Annotated in this window: 17 protein-coding genes; 11 read left to right on the forward strand and 6 right to left on the reverse strand. The window is 39.5% G+C overall.

The annotated features are described in order from the left end of the window. Nucleotides 1-5: 5 nt before the first annotated feature. On the reverse strand, nucleotides 6-1,085 hold the full coding sequence (locus QT16_RS18840; RefSeq protein WP_039490067.1) for a FecR family protein: 1,080 nt from the start codon (nucleotides 1,083-1,085) through the stop codon (nucleotides 6-8). After that, nucleotides 1,082-1,648 carry an RNA polymerase sigma factor gene (locus QT16_RS18845; RefSeq protein ID WP_002961494.1) on the reverse strand — a complete coding sequence of 189 codons (567 nt, stop codon included), beginning with the start codon at nucleotides 1,646-1,648 and terminating at the stop codon, nucleotides 1,082-1,084. Before QT16_RS18845 ends, QT16_RS18840 begins: the two co-directional genes overlap by 4 nt. Nucleotides 1,649-2,022: 374 nt before the next feature. Between QT16_RS18845 and QT16_RS18850 the strand changes: the two genes are divergently transcribed. After that, nucleotides 2,023-2,538 (forward strand): DUF2937 family protein, encoded by a 516-nt coding sequence (locus QT16_RS18850; protein WP_039490070.1) that lies wholly within the window; start codon nucleotides 2,023-2,025, stop codon nucleotides 2,536-2,538. Here the strand turns inward: QT16_RS18850 and QT16_RS18855 are convergent. Next, nucleotides 2,518-3,405, reverse strand: a complete 888-nt coding sequence (locus QT16_RS18855; RefSeq protein WP_002961497.1) for a LysR family transcriptional regulator — start codon at nucleotides 3,403-3,405, stop codon at nucleotides 2,518-2,520. The genes QT16_RS18850 and QT16_RS18855 overlap by 21 nt on opposite strands. A gap of 122 nt (nucleotides 3,406-3,527) precedes the next feature. Between QT16_RS18855 and QT16_RS18860 the strand changes: the two genes are divergently transcribed. The 8 genes from QT16_RS18860 (at nucleotide 3,528) to QT16_RS18895 (ending at nucleotide 12,419) form a co-directional block, all read left to right on the forward strand. Further along, nucleotides 3,528-4,178 carry a peroxiredoxin-like family protein gene (locus QT16_RS18860; protein ID WP_039490073.1) on the forward strand — a complete coding sequence of 217 codons (651 nt, stop codon included), beginning with the start codon at nucleotides 3,528-3,530 and terminating at the stop codon, nucleotides 4,176-4,178. Beyond that, the gene (locus QT16_RS18865) at nucleotides 4,178-4,945 is read left to right on the forward strand and encodes a haloacid dehalogenase type II (RefSeq protein ID WP_039490075.1); all 768 of its coding nucleotides are present in this window, start codon (nucleotides 4,178-4,180) and stop codon (nucleotides 4,943-4,945) included. Before QT16_RS18860 ends, QT16_RS18865 begins: the two co-directional genes overlap by 1 nt. A 219-nt stretch (nucleotides 4,946-5,164) precedes the next feature. Continuing rightward, on the forward strand, nucleotides 5,165-5,773 hold the full coding sequence (locus QT16_RS18870) for a PilZ domain-containing protein (protein ID WP_002961502.1): 609 nt from the start codon (nucleotides 5,165-5,167) through the stop codon (nucleotides 5,771-5,773). Nucleotides 5,774-5,830: 57 nt separating this feature from the next. Continuing rightward, nucleotides 5,831-6,886: an agmatine deiminase family protein gene (locus QT16_RS18875; RefSeq protein WP_002961505.1), complete on the forward strand. Its 1,056-nt coding sequence runs from the start codon at nucleotides 5,831-5,833 to the stop codon at nucleotides 6,884-6,886. Next, nucleotides 6,883-7,776, forward strand: coding sequence for a carbon-nitrogen hydrolase (locus QT16_RS18880; RefSeq protein WP_039490077.1), 894 nt, complete (start codon nucleotides 6,883-6,885; stop codon nucleotides 7,774-7,776). The genes QT16_RS18875 and QT16_RS18880 overlap by 4 nt, the downstream gene beginning before the upstream one ends. A gap of 59 nt (nucleotides 7,777-7,835) precedes the next feature. Further along, nucleotides 7,836-11,309 carry a transcription-repair coupling factor gene (gene mfd / locus QT16_RS18885; protein ID WP_039490079.1) on the forward strand — a complete coding sequence of 1,158 codons (3,474 nt, stop codon included), beginning with the start codon at nucleotides 7,836-7,838 and terminating at the stop codon, nucleotides 11,307-11,309. Then, nucleotides 11,309-12,145: a peptidoglycan binding protein CsiV gene (locus QT16_RS18890; protein WP_039490081.1), complete on the forward strand. Its 837-nt coding sequence runs from the start codon at nucleotides 11,309-11,311 to the stop codon at nucleotides 12,143-12,145. Before mfd ends, QT16_RS18890 begins: the two co-directional genes overlap by 1 nt. Before the next feature lie 19 nt (nucleotides 12,146-12,164). After that, nucleotides 12,165-12,419 carry a hypothetical protein gene (locus QT16_RS18895; protein ID WP_002961511.1) on the forward strand — a complete coding sequence of 85 codons (255 nt, stop codon included), beginning with the start codon at nucleotides 12,165-12,167 and terminating at the stop codon, nucleotides 12,417-12,419. Between the two features lie 53 nt (nucleotides 12,420-12,472). On the opposite strand, the gene QT16_RS18900 is transcribed toward QT16_RS18895, so the two are convergent. From QT16_RS18900 to QT16_RS18910, 3 genes are all read right to left on the reverse strand, one after another. Further along, the gene (locus QT16_RS18900) at nucleotides 12,473-13,825 is read right to left on the reverse strand and encodes a hypothetical protein (protein WP_039490083.1); all 1,353 of its coding nucleotides are present in this window, start codon (nucleotides 13,823-13,825) and stop codon (nucleotides 12,473-12,475) included. A gap of 102 nt (nucleotides 13,826-13,927) precedes the next feature. Beyond that, nucleotides 13,928-16,648, reverse strand: coding sequence for a TonB-dependent receptor (locus QT16_RS18905; RefSeq protein ID WP_039490085.1), 2,721 nt, complete (start codon nucleotides 16,646-16,648; stop codon nucleotides 13,928-13,930). Between the two features lie 622 nt (nucleotides 16,649-17,270). Further along, complete coding sequence (locus QT16_RS18910) at nucleotides 17,271-17,696, reverse strand: hypothetical protein (RefSeq protein ID WP_039490088.1); 426 nt, start codon at nucleotides 17,694-17,696, stop codon at nucleotides 17,271-17,273. 340 nt (nucleotides 17,697-18,036) lie between these two features. Between QT16_RS18910 and ccoN the strand changes: the two genes are divergently transcribed. Together ccoN and ccoO are read left to right on the forward strand one after the other, a co-directional pair. Further along, nucleotides 18,037-19,470, forward strand: coding sequence for a cytochrome-c oxidase, cbb3-type subunit I (ccoN, locus tag QT16_RS18915; protein WP_002961515.1), 1,434 nt, complete (start codon nucleotides 18,037-18,039; stop codon nucleotides 19,468-19,470). A gap of 12 nt (nucleotides 19,471-19,482) precedes the next feature. Further along, nucleotides 19,483-20,157, forward strand: a complete 675-nt coding sequence (gene ccoO / locus QT16_RS18920) for a cytochrome-c oxidase, cbb3-type subunit II (protein WP_024597379.1) — start codon at nucleotides 19,483-19,485, stop codon at nucleotides 20,155-20,157. Nucleotides 20,158-20,161 lie beyond the last annotated feature (4 nt).

A 20,161-nucleotide genomic window follows, 5' to 3' on the forward strand; every position in this document is an offset into this window, starting at 1 on the left:
TCTACTTATGATTCTGTATGGTGTTTTAGCGTTACTACATGCTCACCTAAACGCTCATGATCAATCGAAAAGTTAGTTTGTAAACTTTCTAGTAAACCTTCAACGTCACCGGCTTTAAATACTCCAGCCACTTTAATACTGGCAAGCTCAGCTGATGAAAGCTCAAAACGTGTTGCTGTATAGCGGCTTACTTCATTTAAAGCATCGCTTAGCTCTTCTCCATTAAAAATAAGCATCCCATTTTGCCATGCCAAATCGCGCTGTACGTCGTTCATTGAAAGCTGCGTAATTGGCTTTGTAACACTTTGCTCAATAACTGCTTTTTCGCCTGAGGTAACAATATTGGCATTAATTTGACGAATTTTTTTCGTGCTATTATCTGCAAGTTGATAATCTTTAAAGTCATTAGCATCAACCGCTACACTTGGATCAGTGATCATCACTTTGCCTTCAGTAACCACCAGTTCTAAATCTGATGAAGTATTGCGTTGTACATTAAATACCGTGCCTAACGCGGTAAAACTTTTATCACCTGCCATAACACTAAATGGACGCGTGGCATCTTTTGCTACATTAAAGCGCCCTTCCCCACGACTAAGTAATAACTGCCTGCGACCTTTGCTATAAGCAACTTCTAGTAAGCTATTAGTATTAAGCTGCACTATGGTGCCGTCTGGCAACACATACGTTGCTTGCTCGCCTACTTTTGTTTTGTAAATTTTAGTGTAATTAACTTTAGCAAGCTCTTGGTTGTAGCCATTTTCTAAGTTAATTAATAAGTAGCTGCATACCATTAACGCTGCAAACAAACTCGCTGCAATTGAGTAAGAAAACATCCACTTATTTTTTGATGCTTTAGTATTGTTACGCTGAGGAAATAAATGACTTAATTCGTTTAATACTGAAAGCTCATCCCAAAGCTGAGCAAGCTCGTATATAGAGTCTTGATGTGCGGTGCTTTGCATCATCCATAATTTAAATTGCTCTTTTTCATCATCAGTTAAACCACGATCAATCGCGCTTATCCAATCACATGACTTTTCTAAGATTAAATCTTTTGAATTAAATTGATGAACATTACTCATTCTGCGACCCTCTTAACTGATATAGGATGTGCCTGAGCTTTAGGGTTCGTTTGAGGGCTTTGCTCATGTTCACGCATGTACAACATGGTTTGTAACAATCCTTTGGCAATGTGTTTTTCAACAGTGCTTTGGCTTAACTGCATTTGGTCTGCTATCTCTTTTTGGCTCATACCGTAAACTTTTTTTAATATAAAGCATTTACGAATCGATGAGCTTAGTTGCTCAGTAGCTCTACAAAAAAGTAAAAAACGCTCTTTAGATGTGTATTCGTCTTCGAGCTTCATTGATTTGAGTAATACGGGTAATTCGTTATCATTTTCTAACGAATCATTAAATTTGTTGTCCCACTTAGCTATATGGTTGAGTGCTAGATGTTTTGCTGTTTTTAGCATATAACTGCGGGTAAACTGGATGTCTTGTTTTAAATCAGCTTCATAGCTTTTTACAAAAGTTTCTTGCACAATATCTTCTACATCGTCGGGTTGAACAATGCGCGATACAAAACGTTTGAGCTGTTTAGAAATATCAACAAATGTTGACGTGAACTTTACTTTTTTCGTCATCCTTAACATCCACCTGTTGTTATTTTTATTATTAGGGCGTGTTGGCCTTTCGTGGTTGAATTTGCAGCAGTACGTTTGGGATTTAGGCAAGGCAGAGCCTATGTAGTGTGGTTATTCCCCATAAATAGGTGATAACGCAGCATAAATGCCAAACATGCGCTGCCCGTTGGGTTCTTTCTAGGGACGATTAACTCTTTGTTGCTCGGTTTTGACTTAGCCCGCTAGGTTACAAACCTCGCGCCGCGATTAAATCGTACCTAGATTGAACAAATTTCAATCCACAAAGGTCAACACGCCCCATTAGATTACGAGTTTTTGACATAAAAACAAGCTCAAATGTTAATTCTGGGTTATTTAAATGCATAGGAAGATAAATGAGTAAATTTTTAGATTATATACGACTTAGTTTCTTTGCATTCGGTTTACTACTTGGAGTGCAAATACCTGCATTTGTAAGTGACTTTGGCCAAGCACTATCAGCCCAGTTAATTGAAGCTAATAATGCCGTTGCGCCTTTTAAAAGCGATGCAGCTAAGTATTTCAATAATGATTTAAATAAGCTAATAAAACACTATCAAAATATTGATGATGAAATTGTGAACAAAGGGGCAAGTAATATCAGTACTCTTTACGAGCGACAGCAAGATTTACAGATAGCCGTAAATAGGTTTGAGAAATCTCCGTATATATTTACTATGATCAGTGGCATGAGCGATATAAAGCAACAAGTATGGCAACGCTTTGAAGGTCAAATCATTTTGAAAAAAGACTCTATTATAGCCGCCATTGTTGCAGCCATAATTGTTGCCTTGCTTGCAGAGCTTACTGGTTATTTGTTTTTAACTGGAGTAAAACGCTCATTTAAACGCTTATTCGCAGCTCAAAAATAATGATTTCATAAAATCATAAAATACATCGGTTTTGCGGGTTGTTAAACTATTTTGCGGACGTAAAAACCAAACCGGTGCATCATCTTGTGCCATTACCCCTGGCATAACTTCAACCAAAATACCGTTTTTAAGATCTTCATTAATCGCTATTTTTGACTTAATAGCGATACCATGACCTGCAATAGCAGCTTGTGTCATATTATCGGAGTTTGAAATAGTAAAACGAGTTTTAGCATTAAAGGTATGTATTTTTTTGTGTTCGTCAAAAAGCTTTAACTGGCGTTGCCACGGCAGGCAAACCCAATAATGTTCACTCAATTGCGTTAAATTTTCAGGCATACCGTACTTTTCTATATAGCTAGGGGCTGCACACAGTATGCGACTATTGTTTACGATTTTACGAGAAAGTAATCCTGAGTCATTTAATTTTCCCACCCTAATTGCAACATCTTGCGCGTCATCAACCACATTTACAAAATGATCCGTTATTAAAAAATCAAGCTTTAGTTCAGGGTAAGCTTGCTCAAACTCATTGAGTTTAGGCATTACGTATTTTGAAAAAACCCAAGGCGGCATGGTCACGCGTAGTAAACCACTCACCGATGAGCTACGCGCGCCAATACTATGCTCAGCATCGTGAAGAGCTTCTATTATAGCCCCCACACGCGTATAAAATATTTCACCTGCGGGAGATAACCGTACTCGCCTGCTATCTCTAAAAACAAGTACTGTAGCAAGCTCACGCTCTAGTTTACTCAAGCGATGGCTCACCGTTGCAGGCGATAAACGCTGCTCGCGGGCAGCAGCAAGTACGCCCTTATTTTCAACTACAGCTATAAATGTTTCTAGGTCGCTTAAATTATACATAAAGATGCCATTGTGCACTTTTCAATGTTTAATATTTTCGAATGAAGCTTTCAGTATTGCAATGTTTATTTAAATATATAAAACACTATAATTGCAAATAGTCTAATTATTGAGGTTCAATCATGAGTTTAAAAGCGCAAATAGATGCCTATAACGTACAAAAAGATGCCAAATTGCCGGCTGACGTTTTGGCACTAATGAACACTACAAACGAAGAGCTAATTGCACAGCATATTAAAGACAATGCATTGCAAATTGGTCAAAAAGTAGAAAACTTTAGCTTAGCCAACCATAACGGCGAAAACATTGAGCTTGCAGATTTATTAAAAAAAGGCCCGGTAATCATTAGTTTTTACCGTGGTGGCTGGTGCCCATATTGTAATTTAGAGCTAAAAGCACTTAACGACTACTTACCACAATTTAAAACTCAAAGTGCTCAGTTAGTCGCAATATCACCACAACTACCTGATGAAACTCTCTCAACTGCACAAAAAAACGACCTTGAATTTGACGTGCTTTGCGATGTGAGCAATAAAGTAGCTGAGCAATTTGGTTTATTGTTTACACTTGATGAGCGTATTCAAGCGTTATACACACAATTTGGTATTGATTTTGAACACTACTACGGCGATAAAAGCTTTAAATTACCGCTACCGGCCACCTATGTGATAAACCAAGAAGGTGTAATTACATACGCATTTTTAAGCGAAGATTACACCCTACGCGCAGAACCTATTGATGTTATGACAGCACTTGAATCGGAGAATAATTAATGTCTATTTTAAAATCGTTAAAAACACTTACTCTTTCACTACTTGTGGGCACAAGCCTTGTATCTGGTTATGCAGTCGCTGATGGACCAAAAGAACAAGCAAAACCTAAAGTGCTTATTTTTGATGTAAACGAAACCCTACTTGATTTAACGTCAATGCGTACCTCTATTGGTAAAGCGCTAGGCGGACGTGAAGATTTATTACCACTGTGGTTTTCAACTATGCTGCACCATTCATTAGTAGATACTGTAAGCGGTAGTTATCACGACTTTGGGCAAATCGGTGTGGCGTCACTTCTTATGGTTGCTCAAAACAACAACATTGATATTACAAGTGAACAAGCTAAAACAGCTATTGTTACGCCTCTTTTAACGCTTCCTCCACACAGCGATGTTAAAGAAGGACTGGCAAAACTCAAAGCACAGGGCTATAAGTTAGTAAGCCTTACAAATTCTTCAAACAAAGGTGTAAAGGCACAGTTTGAAAGCGCTGGTTTAATGTCTTACTTTGATGCGCGTTACAGCATTGAAGATATTAAAATTTACAAACCAGACTTACGTGCGTATGAGTGGGTACTTAAAAAGCTAAACGTAGCACCAAATGAAGCAATGATGGTTGCAGCCCATGGCTGGGATGTTGCTGGTGCAAAAGAAGCTGGCTTACAAACCACTTTTATAGCACGCCCAGGTAAAGCACTTTACCCATTAGCTAAAAAACCAGATCATGTTGTGAAAGATTTACATGAATTAGCCGCTCTACTTAAATAAGTACACGCTGATGAATCAATACCCAAGCGGCCAATGTTAGGATGACATTGGCCGCTTTTTTGTAACTACTCCTAATATGTCTTAGTGTATTTATTTTCATAATCAGTATGTTAAAAATTGAATGTAAACAAAGCATTTAGCCCGCTATGCGTTATTTTATCTGCTAGCAATTTAGTACTCACAACGCTACTATTAAATAAATACGTGGTGGAGAACATAATGAATAGTGAAAGATTAGGTGAGTTTGAGCAGTACTTTCAAATTAATGAAAGTATAAGAGTAAATTTATTCCCCGTATCAAACGGACAAGTTCCTAAATCGCAGCTTGAGCTTGAAGACGACATTCCCCCACTATTTAGATTAGCAAATGAAGTAAGTGAGCTTGAGCAAAGCTCGTTACGCCCACTGCGTAACTTAGGCGATATAGCACAAGAGCTAGCTACTTTTTTACAAGCGCAGTCACGTAAAATAGATTTAATAATGAGCCATATTTTGGCCTCAGAACAAGCCCAAGATAACGCAATACAATGTGATAGCTACGGCGGTGGCGGTATTCGTTTTACATCACCCGAAGTACACTCAATTGGCCAAGCATTTAGAACCAAACTGTTTTTGCACCACGAGGCCTCTGCGGTTTATTGTTACACCGAAGTTGTGGCAGTAGAAAAACAAGATAGCGAACACTACCAATACACTATGCTCTTTACCGCAATTAGAACCACAGACCAAGAACTTATTGTTAGAGCGAGTTTACATGCTCAAACCCGCCAACTTAAAAAACGTCAAGAACTTGATCAAAACCAAGGCGACCTAAACAGTGATAATTAGCTGACATCTTTATGTAAAATGCTAAACTAGCGCCATCTTAATTAGTATATAAAATTCATGAACTTTAGACTTTTACCAGAATGGGCCGAGCAAGACGCTGTTATGCTTACATGGCCTCACAAAGACACCGATTGGGCCGACAACTTAGCGCGTGTAGAACCTGTATATATAGAACTTGCTAAACATATAACAACGCAGCAACAGCTTGTTATTGTGGCGCATAACAGTGCCTTAAAAGTGCATATTACAGCATTACTAAATAGTGCTAACGTCTCTCTTAATCGTGTTCATTTTGTAGTAACGCCTACTAACGATACATGGGCGCGCGATCATGGTCCGCTTACTTGCGCCGCAATTGATTCACCAGAGCAACTAAAAGTATATGATTTTACTTTTAATGGTTGGGGCAATAAGTTTGAAAGCGCATTAGACAATCAAATTAATCGTACTTTGGTAAAAGAGCTAAGTAGCACAAACAACCAATATCAAGCGCTCGATATGGTACTTGAAGGTGGCGGTATTGAAATAAACGAGCACGGTGTGTTGCTAACAACCAGCGAATGTTTGCTTAATAAAAACCGTAACCCTGATTTAAACCCAAATGATATTGAAGCACTTTTGAAAGAGCACTTAGGCGCGACGAGTTTTTTATGGGTTGAACATGGCTATTTAGCGGGCGATGACACCGACAGCCACATTGATACCTTAGTGCGTTTTGCACCAAATAATACCCTTGTATATGTGCAGTGTGACGATAAAACTGATGAGCACTTTAGCGCACTTGATGCGATGGAAAAACAACTAAAAACCTTTAAAACTGCCGATAACACCCCATATAACTTAATTGAGTTACCGTGGCCAAAAGCCGCTTATGACGATGAGCAAACACGCTTACCGGCTACCTACGCTAACTACTTAATTATTAATAATGCTGTGCTTGTGCCAACGTATAATGATGCCAATGATGAGCGTGCTCTTGCGCAAGTTCAAAAAGCATACCCACAACACACTATTATTGGCGTAAATTGCCAACCAATTATTGAACAATTTGGCAGCCTGCACTGTATTACAATGCAATTACCTCGTGGATTTTTAGCTGGAGCAGCACAATGACAAGCCCTGCAAAATTAACCGTTGCGTTAGTGCAACAAAGCAATACCGATAACGCTCAGGACAATATGGCAAAATCAATAAGTGCCATTCGTGAAGCCGCTCAAAAAGGTGCAAAACTGGTTGTACTCCAAGAGCTACACCGAAGCCTCTATTTTTGCCAAACCGAAAATGTTGACGTATTTGATTTAGCCGAAACCATTCCAGGCCCTAGCAGTAATGCCTTAGGTGAGCTTGCTAAAGAGCTAAGCATTGTTATTGTCGCGTCTTTATTTGAAAAACGCGCTACGGGCCTTTATCACAATACTGCGGTTGTATTAGAGCAAGACGGCAGTATTGCAGGTAAATACCGCAAAATGCATATTCCTGATGATCCAGGTTTTTACGAAAAATTTTACTTTACCCCAGGTGATATCGGTTTTGAGCCTATACAAACCTCAGTAGGTAAATTAGGCGTGCTAGTATGTTGGGATCAATGGTTTCCTGAAGCTGCACGTTTAATGGCAATGGCTGGCGCTGAGGTATTAATTTACCCAACCGCTATCGGTTGGGATCCTAACGACGACATTGCTGAGCAAACTCGTCAAAAAGATGCGTGGGTTATTAGCCAGCGTGCCCATGCTGTTGCCAATGGCGTGCCGGTAATTAGCTGTAACCGCGTTGGCCATGAAAGTGACCCTAGTGCGCAAAGCGATGGTATTTCGTTTTGGGGCAATTCGTTTATTGCAGGCCCACAAGGTGAACTATTAGCAGAGGCTAATAATACTGATGAGCAAATTTTAGTAGTAGAAATTGATCAAAAACGCTCAGAAAACGTAAGACGTATTTGGCCTTTCTTACGTGACCGTAGAATTGATCACTATAAAGACCTAACAAAAATATACCGAGACTAAGTAATCTTAACTCAAGATGGCTCTTACTTGCTAAGAGCCAACTATAAATGGAGTAATAAATGGCGTTTGAGCAATGGGCAGCCTTGCCTTGGGTAAAATCTCATAAAGATAAAATTCAATGGGGCCAGCTAAGCGGAAGTGGTTTAAGTATTGCTATTGCTGAAGGCGTTAAACAACAAGATAACTTAGTCTTAATTGTTACGCCGGATACACCAAGTGCACTGCGCCTTGAAACAGAATTAGAATATTTATTACCCGATAACCCAGTCATGGTATTTCCTGATTGGGAAACTCTGCCATACGATCATTTTTCTCCCCATCAAGATATTATTTCAGACCGTTTGGCCACTTTAAACACCTTAAAAAAAGAACAACAAAGTGTGTTAATTGTGCCTGTATCTACTTTAATGTTGCGCACAGCCCCGGCCTCATTTATTTACGGTTCAACAATAAACTTTAAAGTAGGCGACAAGCTAGACACACATAACTTTCGTGACAACTTAGAGCAAGCTGGTTATTTAAATGTTCAACAAGTAATGGAGCACGGCGAATACGCTATACGCGGCTCTATCGTTGACTTATACCCAATGGGTAGCCCACACCCATTTAGACTCGACTTTTTTGATGACGAACTCGATACCATTCGCTTATTTGATGTAGAAACACAGCGCTCTGATGAAAAAGTAGATAAAATTGAGCTACTTCCAGCGCATGAATTTCCTACTAACGACGCTGATATTGAACGCTTTAGAATAAGCTACCGTGAAAAATTTGGCGCAAGCTCGCAACAAGATTCAGTTTACATGCAAGTAAGCAAAGGTAACTGGCCTGCAGGTATTGAATACTACATGCCATTATTTTTTGAAAAGCTCGCGACTATTTTTGACTACCTGCCAGATACAACAACCGTTATGCAGCTGGGTGATTTAGAGCACGCGGCAGATAACTTTTGGCACGATGTAAATGTACGCTATGAAAACCGCAGAGTTGACCCACTTCGTCCATTACTTGAACCTAATGCGCTTTATCAGCCAATTGAAGAGCTGTTTTCTAATTTAGGCAATTTTGCACGTATTAGATTATCCCTTGCAAAGCTTGGCACTAAAGCAGGTAATAAAAACTTAAGCGTTAGCGAGCTGCCGGCCATTCGTATTGATCATAAACAGCATGAACCTTATGGCGCGTTTATAAATTATGTAGCAGAGCAAAAAAAGAAAAAAGGCCGCATATTACTCAGTGTTGAATCGGACGGTCGTCGCGAATCATTGCTGAGCATTTTAAAGCCAAGCGGTTTAAAATTTAAAGAATTTGAAACACTCGAACAATTTATAAAAAGTGCAAGTGACGTAGGCTTAATAGTAAGTCCGCTCGAGCAAAGTGTAGTACTTGGCACTAAACCAAGCCTTTCTATTATTACCGAGCAAGAACTGCTTGGCATAAAAGTATCTCAGCGCAGACGCCGCAAGCACAAGTACGAAGCCAGCCAAGATGCGCTAATTCGTAATTTAGCCGAGCTTAAAGAAGGTCAACCTGTTGTGCATCTTGATCACGGTGTTGGCCGTTATCAGGGGTTGCAAACAATTGATGCTGCAGGTGTAGTTACTGAATTTGTAACAATTACTTACGCAAGTGAAGCTAAATTGTACGTGCCAGTGTCTGCATTGCATATGCTTAGTCGCTACTCTGGCGGTGAAGAAGCCAGCGCCCCGCTGCATAAGCTTGGCTCAGATGCGTGGGAAAAAGCAAAAAAACGTGCGGCTGAAAAAGTTCGCGATGTCGCCGCTGAATTACTCGACATTTATGCTCAGCGCCAAGCAAAACCTGGTAATAAATTTACCCTAGATGCCCCTGCATATCGACAATTTAGCGATAGCTTTCCGTTTGAAGAAACTGACGATCAGCGCAACGCCATAGAAGCCGTATTAGGTGATATGCAATCAAAACAAGCGATGGATCGCTTAGTGTGTGGTGACGTAGGCTTTGGTAAAACAGAAGTGGCCATGCGCGCTGCTTTTGTAGCAGTTAACGATGATAAACAGGTAGCCATTTTAGTACCAACTACCCTGCTGGCTCAACAACACTATGAAAACTTTAAAGACCGTTTTGCTGATTTTCCTATTGAAGTAGGTGTGCTTTCGCGCTTTAACTCCACTAAAGAGCAAAAAGACACACTTGAAAAAATGGCCAATGGTAAGCTCGATATAGTTATTGGCACGCATAAACTTATTCAACAAGACATTAAATTTAACGATTTAGGCTTATTAATTGTTGATGAAGAGCATCGCTTTGGTGTTCGCCAAAAAGAGAAAATTAAAGCACTGCGCGCTGATGTAGACATACTCACACTGACTGCAACGCCAATACCGCGTACACTCAACATGGCCATGAGCGGCATGCGCGATTTATCAATTATCGCAACGCCGCCTGCTAAACGCTTAGCGGTTAAAACTTTTGTACGCCAACGCGAAGTAGAACTAATACGCGAAGCGGTACTGCGAGAAATTAAACGCGGTGGCCAAGTTTACTTTTTACATAACAACGTAGAAACTATTGAGCGTGTTGCACAAGAAATTAGTGAATGGGTACCTGAAGCAAGTGTGACCACAGCTCATGGCCAAATGCGCGAGCAAGAGCTTGAGCAAATAATGACTGACTTTTATCATCAAAAATACAACGTGCTGGTATGTACCACGATTATCGAAACCGGTATTGATGTGCCTACGGCTAATACCATTATCATGGACAGAGCAGATAAACTCGGCCTTGCCCAGTTACACCAATTACGTGGACGAGTTGGGCGAAGCCACCATCAAGCGTATGCCTACTTACTAACAGGTGATCCTAAAGCGCTTTCTAAAGATGCGAGTAAACGCTTACAAGCAATTGAATCATTAGAGGATTTAGGTGCAGGTTTTGCCCTCGCTACACACGACTTAGAAATTCGTGGTGCGGGTGAGCTACTTGGCGATGATCAATCAGGCCAAATGCAAACCATCGGCTTTAGTTTGTATATGGAAATGCTCGAACAAGCAGTAAATGCGCTGCGCGAAGGTAAAGAGCCAACGCTTGAAAACCTACTTCAAAAACAAACCGAAGTAGATTTAAAACTGGCTGCATTATTACCTGATGACTACATACACGATGTTAATGCACGCTTGGGTATGTATAAGCGCATTGCAAGTTGTGCTAACCTTGATGATATGGATGAACTTCAAGTAGAACTAATAGACCGCTTTGGTTTATTACCTGATGCTGCTAAAAACCTATTTAGCCTACAATTATTAAAAATGAAGGCTAGTAATTTAGGTATAACTAAAATTGAGGCAAATCCAAAAGGTGGTTACTTTGAGTTTAGCCAAGATACCAAGGTTAACCCTAGCTTCATCATTGGCTTGATACAAAGTGCGCCTAAGGTGTACAAAATGGATGGCGCAAATAAACTGCGCTTTGCAATTAGTGAGGCAAATGCCCGCGAACGCTTAAAAATGGTCACTGCAATGATTGCAGATTTCGAAAAAAAGGTTAGCCATTAATGTTGCTAAAAAAATCGCTTATTGTTTTATGCTGCTTATTTAGCAGCACTGCATTTGCAGAACGCTGGTTTGAGGTTGAGGTGCTTGTATTTAAACAGCGCCCTGCCCCGTATTTACAAGAAGACTTTAGCCTTAAGCACAAAGCTATTGAAGATAAAAATACGCTAGACTTACTGACCACTCTTTACACTGAACAAGCAATGCAGGCCTGCATAGATGGCGATGAGCGTTTTCAAAAACGCACTTTTACTGATTCATTAGTTAATTCAAACCCGCAATCGGGTGTATGTGACAACAGTATCGACTACCTACAAAGCTACGATGAGCTACCTGTAACGCCTTTAGCACCCGCTAAAGATGATATGCAGCAAACTTATTTATTAGCGCCGCAACAGCTGCAATTTAAAGCGCAGTATAGGCATCTAGACCGCAAAGGCTTAACACCTATTCTACATACTGGCTGGCGCTTTGAAGGTGCAAGCAAGTCACGCGCCCCAAGCATGCATTTAATAGCGGGTAAGCATCTTAAAAATGAACCCAATGTAACACCTAGCTATTCAAACCCTGATTTTGTAAGTTTATTGAATTCACAACCGGCGCTATTTAACGACCCAGATCAATCAAAAGCAGAATGGGAACTAGACGGTTTATTTAAAATACATTTACGACATTATTTATACATAACAGCTGATTTTGATATTAGCCAAAAGCTAGAAAACGGCGATATAGAGTCAGCCCGTTTTTCTCAGTTTAGACGTGTAATTAGTGGTGAAGTACATTACTTTGACCATCCACGAATGGGCATGATTGTCCAGATCAGAAAATTCAAACATTAATATTAAGTAGGATATAACAATGAAAAAACTCCTTATCATCGCAGCTACATTAAGCCTTGCGGCTTGTTCTAAGGTAAGTCTTGAAAATTATGAAAAAATTAAAGTAGGCATGGATAAGACTGAAGTTGAAACTATTTTAGGCAGTGCTGATAACTGTGTTGAAAAAACACTACATACTAACTGTATATGGGGCGATGAAGCAAAAAATATCGAGATCACACTAGTATCAGACAAAGTAACTTTATATAGCAAACATGGCTTAGCTAATAAATAAAGTGACCAAATATTAGGGCTGCTTGTATCAGCCCCTTTTAAAATTAATTAAACTCATTTTTTTGAGTAGATAAGCTCAATATTGACGATTTTACTGCGATTTAACGTTATTTTATAGCGTTGATAAAGTATTTTATCTTCCTCAGTTAGAACAAGTACCATGTTTAATTGATAACGCCTTTCTACAGCCTGCTTAGAAATTTTATTACTGTCTAAATGATATAGCTTCCCTTCACCACGTTTTAAATAACGTGCAAATGGTGCAAGATTAAATTGTAGCGTGTGCTGTAGTGTATCGTAGCCGGGCAAAAATTCTTTCGCACTAACACGTGTCTCACTTGCAAAATGTAACCACTGCGCAGCTTGTTTATTTTGTTGACGACGTTTTGAAAAAATAGATTTCACTTCTTTAGGTATTTTATTAAAGCGCATGTATTCAAGCCAAATTAGCTGACTCGCTACTTTGTCTTTGGTAATACTATTTTTAAAACTAAATCGCCACTTAGGTCGCCCTTGTACAATGGCTCGCCAAATCATACGTGTAATATCTTCTTTAAATATTTCACGCAGCCCGTAAATAACTCCTAAAATTAAAATAAGCGTCGCGGTGACTTCCGTAAACGTTGAGCGGGCATTAAGTATCACAACCATCACAAATGCCATGATAACAGCTGTTACAGTGCCTTTAACTAATCGTTTAAGGTAGCTGTTAAGAAACCGCGTTTGACGCTGTAATATTACGCCGTGCTCAATTAAGCGTTGTAACAAGCGCATTTTATTTGTTATTCGATTTGCGTCTTGCATAGTGGTTTCAGAGTTGTAGCTTTTCTCTGCTCGATACGTATTTTCGCTTTTACAAAACTGCAGTAAATCGTTACGCTCTTTTGCATAATCGCTACTACGTGGGCCTTCATCTAAAAGCTTTAAAAAAGATTGCTCAACATGCCAACTTAAATAGTTATCAGCATTGGTAAAAAATGGAAGTAGTTTTTCGTCATCTGGTGTGTAGCGACGCAACTTTTTTAAAAGCCCTTCGCTTTGCTCATATACCTCGTTAGCACGTTTATAAAAGTCTTCGGCTTCATCAATTTTTAACGCGTCTTTAATGTCGGCATCAAGGGCTAAACGTACTTGGTAACAAAATAAATTGAGATTTTGCCGGTAATCTTGTTGCTCACCTTTGTTTTTACTAACAAAACGGCTTCGCACTAAAGGCAAGTGTATATTGTTAGCGTTATACGCTAAGTGTGATTTAAAGTGGTTATTAAAGTAAGATTCTTCGGTAAGTGTTTGCGGATTAATCCCCATTTCATTAGGGATAGAAAAATACAGATCTATGCGCTGTTCAGAACGAGGAGTTAGTTCTGGTTCAATGACAAAAGATAAGTTTTCATCTTGTTTTAACAATCAGTTCTCCTTCTAATATATCGTTTTAGTGTACTTGTCTCCTTTATTTTGTTCAATAAAAAAGGCTCAGTAAATACTGAGCCTTTTAATAGTAAATGTTTATTAAAGCTTAACGTTTAAACTTGCGAAGAAACGACGGCCAAGTACATCGTATGTATACGGGTCTGTATTTGAGTCGTTGTTACCTGTGTAATAAGGAGGTTGCTTGTCAAACAAGTTATTAACACCTGCTGATAGAGTAATAGTCTCATTTAAAAGGTATGTGCCACTAATATCATGATATACAATTGAAGGCGTAGTAGGTGCATAGCATGTATCTTCTTTCCCAATACATGCAAAGCTATCCATGCCTGAGATATAACGAGCTTGGTACTGAGCATCCCAGTTATCGCCAGCTACATTAAGTGTTAAGTTTGACTTAACTTCAGCATAGCCACCTGAGCCAGATGTAATAACACCGGTATAATCAGTTGGTTCGCCTGTTACTTGTGTTACATACTCATCTAAGTATGTAGTATCAAGACCTGCTTTCCAGTTTAAGCCCGCAGCCTCAAAGCTGTAAGCTAGATTTAAATCATAACCAGATGTTTTCTCTGAACCAATGTTTTGCAGCTGGTTGTTGAAAATTATACGGCCAGTACCATCAATTGATGCATTAGCTGATTGGCATAAAGCTGTACCAGCGTTAGGTTCATTATTTACACACTGCTCAACAATGTATTGACTATCAACTGTCACAATGGCATTTTCAATTTCAATGTCATAGTAATCTAATGTCATTGAGAAGCCTTCAAACCACTCTGGCTCATATACGATACCAGCAGTTAATGTATCAGCTTCTTCTGGTGTTAACTGGTCATTACCACCTACAGTTACTTCTGCTTGGCTTTGAGCACCTGGATAATCAACATTTTCAAATGAAGGTGAGTTACCAGAATAAAGTTCAGAAACTGTTGGTGCACGGAATGCAGTTGAAACAACACTACGGAACATTAGCTCATCATTTGCTTTCCACGTTAAACCTAGTTTCCAAGTTTCATCAGAACCGAAAGTGCTGTAATCAAAAGCACGTAGTGCAGCACTTAACTCTACATTTTGTGCAAATGGCGCATCAGCAAGTAATGGAATTGCAAATTCTACGTATGCTTCGCTAACATCAAAGCCGCCAGCTGTTGGCTCAACTGGAGGATCGTTCGCTAAACCTTGAGCTGTCAATGAATCAGGCGTGTACCATGCTTTTTCTTGACGACGTTCAACACCGGCTGCAAAGGCTGCATAGCCCGCAGGAAGTTCAAACATTTCGCCAGATACAGACGCAGCTAAGATAAATAATTGGCTTCCCCCGTTATTTACTTCAGTGTAAACATTTTTACGGAAGTCTTCTGTCGTCCATGCTGCTTGATCAAGTGGGTTGAATGTACCCGCAGTAATTTGATCTTGAATTGCACCCATGTTGTGCAAGTTGCTTAGCTTATCTACTGAGTCGTTACGACCAAAGTTAGCAGATACATCCCAAGAATAATCACCTACAAAGCCCTCAGCACCAATTACAGCACGTACAGTGTCAACTGTCTGTTCAAAGTAACGAGCGCCTGTGTCCGACATACGACGACCATAGAAAATATCATCACCATAAGCATAGTTTGCAGTTTCAGTAATATAGTCGCCATTCGCATCAAGATCTGCGATACCATCACCATCACTATCAACTTTACTGTTATACGATTGACCTAATAGAGAGTCACCCATATCTTCTGTGTAGTTAAAACCAAACCATACTGGTTGTGCAGCCATTTGCTGCTCTGACCAACGTTTAGTATAAGTAAACTCAGCGAAAAGACTAGTATCATCATTTAATTCGTATGAAGCGATACCGGTAAGGTTTAGACGCTCCATTGGCGTGTAAAGGTAGCTAGCTGGGGCAAAGTTATAACGATCTGCATCAGTAAACGGGTGAAGACCACCTTGACCACTCAAACCATTATCACCAATAGCAAGACCTGAAGTGATTGGGTTACCATCAGCATCTACAGATTCACCGGCTGAGTTCACGTCACCAATTACGCTGTCTTGCCAAATATGACCACCTTCAGAATAAACCGAACCACCATTGCAGTTTAAGCCATTCGCATCTTCAGCAATTGGACAGCTTGAGAAGTCACGGTCAGACTGTTTTGCCTTACCACGGTCGGTATATTGCATACCGATTACGATGTTACCTTTATCGAAAGACGTACCAACAGTAAAGTCGATAGAATTTTCAGACGCATCGCCTTCACCTGTGATTGCAGCATTTACATTCATGTCTAGGCCTTCGAAATCATCTTTTAAAATGATGTTCACAACGCCTGCAACCGCATCAGTACCATACACGGCAGATGCGCCGTCTTTTAGTACTTCAACAGATTTGATCATTGATACTGGAATCGTATTTAAATCAACAGTTGATGCAGCACCAGTGCCCGATGCGATCATACGACGGCCATTTACAAGCACTAAAGTACGCGGTGAACCTAAACCACGTAAATCAATCGACGCATTACCACCTGAACCATTGTTGATACCTGGGTTAGTCATTGCACCGCCAGTGGCAGTCATTTTTTGTAATACACTATCGATGCTAGTAGCACCCATTGCTTTAATATCATCAGAACTAATTAAAGTAACTGGACTAGCGTTTTCCATATCAGAACGCTTAATGCGAGAACCCGTTACTTGAATTTTTTCGATTGCTTGTGCTGAGTCTTCAGCAGCAAGAACTTGCACACTTGAGAACATTGGAAATGCTGCGATTACAGCTAAACCAAGAGTTGATTTTTTCATGAAAGAACCCTACTTGTTGGAAATTTACCTTTATTGGTAATGCTCACTTTTTATTAGAATAGTGAGTCAGGTGGGCAACTTAGGCGCTTTTAACTGAACGAAAACTTAACGGCAGCTCAATTTATATCAAGAAATAAAATGGAATAACCATAGTAGGTACATAGGTTACATTATGTTTCAGTGTTAATTAATAAATACACTTCAAAAACAACACCTTGAAAAGATAATGAAACATTAGAAACACACCTGAAACCAAAGTGATTCACTTTGTAATCAAATGTAATTAACTGAGCTACGTACCAAAAACAGACAAATTAACAACTTAATCACAGCACATTATTAAAACCGCAAAACTAAATGTTAATTAATAACCATATTTATGCATACTTGATGCTTAAATAGTCTTATTTAGCCTCTTTGGAAGGTTTTTTGATTAGATTTTTTTATTCAGTCGTAATTAAAGTTGAACTTTTTGAGAGCACTTATTCACTATTGAAGTTTTGTCAGTATTAAAACCTAAAAAGGCAATTTTATTGATCTTGTCACTCAAATAATCGTATGTATAAGAAAACGAACTCACATCAAAAATGTAAGCTGTATACAAGAGTTTGTAGTCGCAACTTTAATACGTTACGTAAAAAGAGTAATTGAGTGTTTGTATTACAGAGGTGGCATTATCTTTAACGGTTAGTTCTAAATTCCAAAGCATATTTTGCTCTGAACAAATACCAACCATAGTATTACTTTGCCAAAGATCATTATGTTTTTTAAATTTTTGGGGAATGTAACCCATGTACATAGTGATGCCTTTAAGCTTGGCATCTTCAATTGTAACGTTTGCAGGTAAGTCACTAAAGATAGTAAATGGGGTTTCGGGGGAAAGGGTTTTCTCGCTTAACCATACTTTAACATCATTTGAAAAAGTACAAGGCAAATTGGCTTCGCACTGGGCATTTTTAAGAAATTTTTCATCTGTATTTTTAGAAAAATCACACGCTGTTAATAAAAAAAACACCACAGTGAATAAACTTAACCTATATATAAGCATAACAATTTCGCACTAAAGAAAAGCAAATACTAATAATCGTGACTGTAAATAACAAGTGCGAGTGTTACTATTAGGCCAAATTAGGCACAAACTGTATCAAAAAATAAACAACAAGCTCACAAAGTTTGATTGATGTCATAATTTTATGTAATTGACCTATCTTTTTTAGGCCAAAAAATTTATCATTTCACCCGCAAAAAATAAGGGTTTCTCAAGTTTTTTTTCTGAAGTTTTCATGTATTGAAATTTTTAGGTAACACGCTTGAGAAAAATAGTAGGCCCCACTTTTAATAGTGGGTAATTCATTTCTAAACGCATTTATTGCAGCGGAAGCCAGAAAATGAGCCAAACAGTAGCATCACAAACTGAGTATAACTATAAGGTTGTACGCCAATTCGCTATTATGACAGTGATTTGGGGCATCGTTGGCATGAGTATTGGGGTTCTGATTGCTGCCCAATTAGCTTGGCCAGCACTTAACTTTGATACACCATGGTTAACTTACTCTCGACTACGTCCGTTACACACGAACGCAGTAATTTTCGCATTTGGTACTAGTGCACTGTTTGCGACGTCTTATTACGTCGTACAACGTACTTGTCAAACGCGTCTTTTCTCAGACAAACTCGCCGCCTTTTCATTTTGGGGCTGGCAGCTAGTTATTGTATTAGCAGTAATTACATTACCACTTGGTATTACTAGCTCAAAAGAATACGCAGAACTTGAATGGCCAATCGATATTTTAATCGCTGTGGTTTGGATTGTTTACGCTATTGTATTCTTTGGTACTTTAATCAAGCGTAAAGTGTCGCACATTTATGTTGCTAACTGGTTCTATGCTGGCTTTATTATTACTGTTGCAGTACTACACATTGTAAACAGCATGGCAGTGCCTGTGTCGTTAACTAAATCATACTCAATTTACGCAGGTGCGGTTGATGCTATGGTTCAGTGGTGGTACGGTCATAACGCTGTAGGTTTCCTATTAACTGCTGGTTTCTTGGGTATGATGTATTACTTTGTACCAAAACAAGCAGGTCGCCCAGTTTACTCATACCGTTTATCGGTAGTTCACTTTTGGGCATTAATTTCATTATACATCTGGGCAGGTCCTCACCACCTTCACTACACTGCGCTTCCTGATTGGACGCAAAGTTTAGGTATGGTTATGTCTATTATCCTATTCGTACCGTCTTGGGGTGGTATGATTAACGGTATTATGACCCTATCAGGCGCATGGCATAAACTGCGTACTGATCCAGTACTACGCTTCTTAGTTGTTTCATTGTCTTTCTACGGTATGTCTACGTTCGAAGGCCCTATGATGGCAATTAAATCTGTAAATGCGTTATCTCACTACACAGATTGGACAATCGGCCACGTACACTCAGGTGCACTAGGTTGGGTTGCTATGATTTCAATTGGTGCTATTTACCACTTAATTCCTGCGTTATTTGCGCAAGGTCGTATGTATAGCGTTAAATTGGTTAACACCCACTTCTGGTTACACACTGTAGGTGTTGTTTTATACATTGTTGCAATGTGGATCTCTGGTGTAATGCAAGGTCTAATGTGGCGTGCGGTAAATGCCGACGGTACATTAATGTACAGCTTTGTGCAGTCTTTAGAAGCGTCGCATCCTTTCTACATTATGCGTTTTGTAGGCGGTGTATTCATCGTAACAGGCATGTTAGTTATGGCTTATAACGTTTTCCGTACAATTTCAGCTGAGAAAGAATCTCTGAAGTTAGACGCGCAAGCACAATTAGCATAACGGAGTGAGATGATGAGCAATAAAAATTCACAAAACAAACATGAAATAGTAGAAAAGAACGTTGGCCTTATGGCTATTCTGACTGTTTTTGCTATCAGCTTTGGTGCATTAGTTGAAATTACTCCGCTAATGTTCCAAGACGACACAACTAAACCAGTAGAAGGCCTACGCCCTCTTAATGCTTTAGAAATGGAAGGCCGTGACATATATGTACGTGAAGGTTGTTATAACTGTCACTCACAAATGATCCGCCCTTTTCGTGATGAAGTTGAGCGTTACGGTCACTACTCTGTAGCAGGCGAGTCAGTATGGGATCACCCTTTCCAATGGGGTTCTAAACGTACTGGCCCTGACCTTGCTCGCGTTGGTAAACGTTACTCGGACGACTGGCATTATGCTCACTTAGTTGACCCACGTGCTGTGGTTCCTGAGTCGAATATGCCAGGTTTTCCTTGGTTAGCAGAGGATAAGGTAGATACAAGCCTGACTCTGAAAAAACTACAAATTTTCCGTGATACTTTTGCTATTAACCCAGAAAACCCTAAACACCCGGGCCTAGGTTATGGCAGCGACGAAGAACTTAAAGCTGATGTTGAAAAAGTTAACGCTATGAATAACGGCGAAGGCGCAACAGAAATCCAAGCTCTAATCGCGTATTTACAGCAACTTGGTACCCACTTGAAGTAAATTA

The organism is Pseudoalteromonas distincta (assembly GCF_000814675.1).
In the GTDB taxonomy this organism is placed as follows: Bacteria; Pseudomonadota; Gammaproteobacteria; order Enterobacterales; family Alteromonadaceae; genus Pseudoalteromonas; species Pseudoalteromonas distincta.

Coding starts and splice junctions, on each gene's coding strand:
- QT16_RS18840 (WP_039490067.1), bottom strand. CDS start 1,085: ATGAGTAATGTTCATCAATTTAATTCAAAAGATTTAATCTTAGAAAAG.
- QT16_RS18845 (WP_002961494.1), bottom strand. CDS start 1,648: ATGACGAAAAAAGTAAAGTTCACGTCAACATTTGTTGATATTTCTAAA.
- QT16_RS18850 (WP_039490070.1), top strand. CDS start 2,023: ATGAGTAAATTTTTAGATTATATACGACTTAGTTTCTTTGCATTCGGT.
- QT16_RS18855 (WP_002961497.1), bottom strand. CDS start 3,405: ATGTATAATTTAAGCGACCTAGAAACATTTATAGCTGTAGTTGAAAAT.
- QT16_RS18860 (WP_039490073.1), top strand. CDS start 3,528: ATGAGTTTAAAAGCGCAAATAGATGCCTATAACGTACAAAAAGATGCC.
- QT16_RS18865 (WP_039490075.1), top strand. CDS start 4,178: ATGTCTATTTTAAAATCGTTAAAAACACTTACTCTTTCACTACTTGTG.
- QT16_RS18870 (WP_002961502.1), top strand. CDS start 5,165: ATGAATAGTGAAAGATTAGGTGAGTTTGAGCAGTACTTTCAAATTAAT.
- QT16_RS18875 (WP_002961505.1), top strand. CDS start 5,831: ATGAACTTTAGACTTTTACCAGAATGGGCCGAGCAAGACGCTGTTATG.
- QT16_RS18880 (WP_039490077.1), top strand. CDS start 6,883: ATGACAAGCCCTGCAAAATTAACCGTTGCGTTAGTGCAACAAAGCAAT.
- mfd (WP_039490079.1), top strand. CDS start 7,836: ATGGCGTTTGAGCAATGGGCAGCCTTGCCTTGGGTAAAATCTCATAAA.
- QT16_RS18890 (WP_039490081.1), top strand. CDS start 11,309: ATGTTGCTAAAAAAATCGCTTATTGTTTTATGCTGCTTATTTAGCAGC.
- QT16_RS18895 (WP_002961511.1), top strand. CDS start 12,165: ATGAAAAAACTCCTTATCATCGCAGCTACATTAAGCCTTGCGGCTTGT.
- QT16_RS18905 (WP_039490085.1), bottom strand. CDS start 16,648: ATGAAAAAATCAACTCTTGGTTTAGCTGTAATCGCAGCATTTCCAATG.
- QT16_RS18910 (WP_039490088.1), bottom strand. CDS start 17,696: ATGCTTATATATAGGTTAAGTTTATTCACTGTGGTGTTTTTTTTATTA.
- ccoN (WP_002961515.1), top strand. CDS start 18,037: ATGAGCCAAACAGTAGCATCACAAACTGAGTATAACTATAAGGTTGTA.
- ccoO (WP_024597379.1), top strand. CDS start 19,483: ATGAGCAATAAAAATTCACAAAACAAACATGAAATAGTAGAAAAGAAC.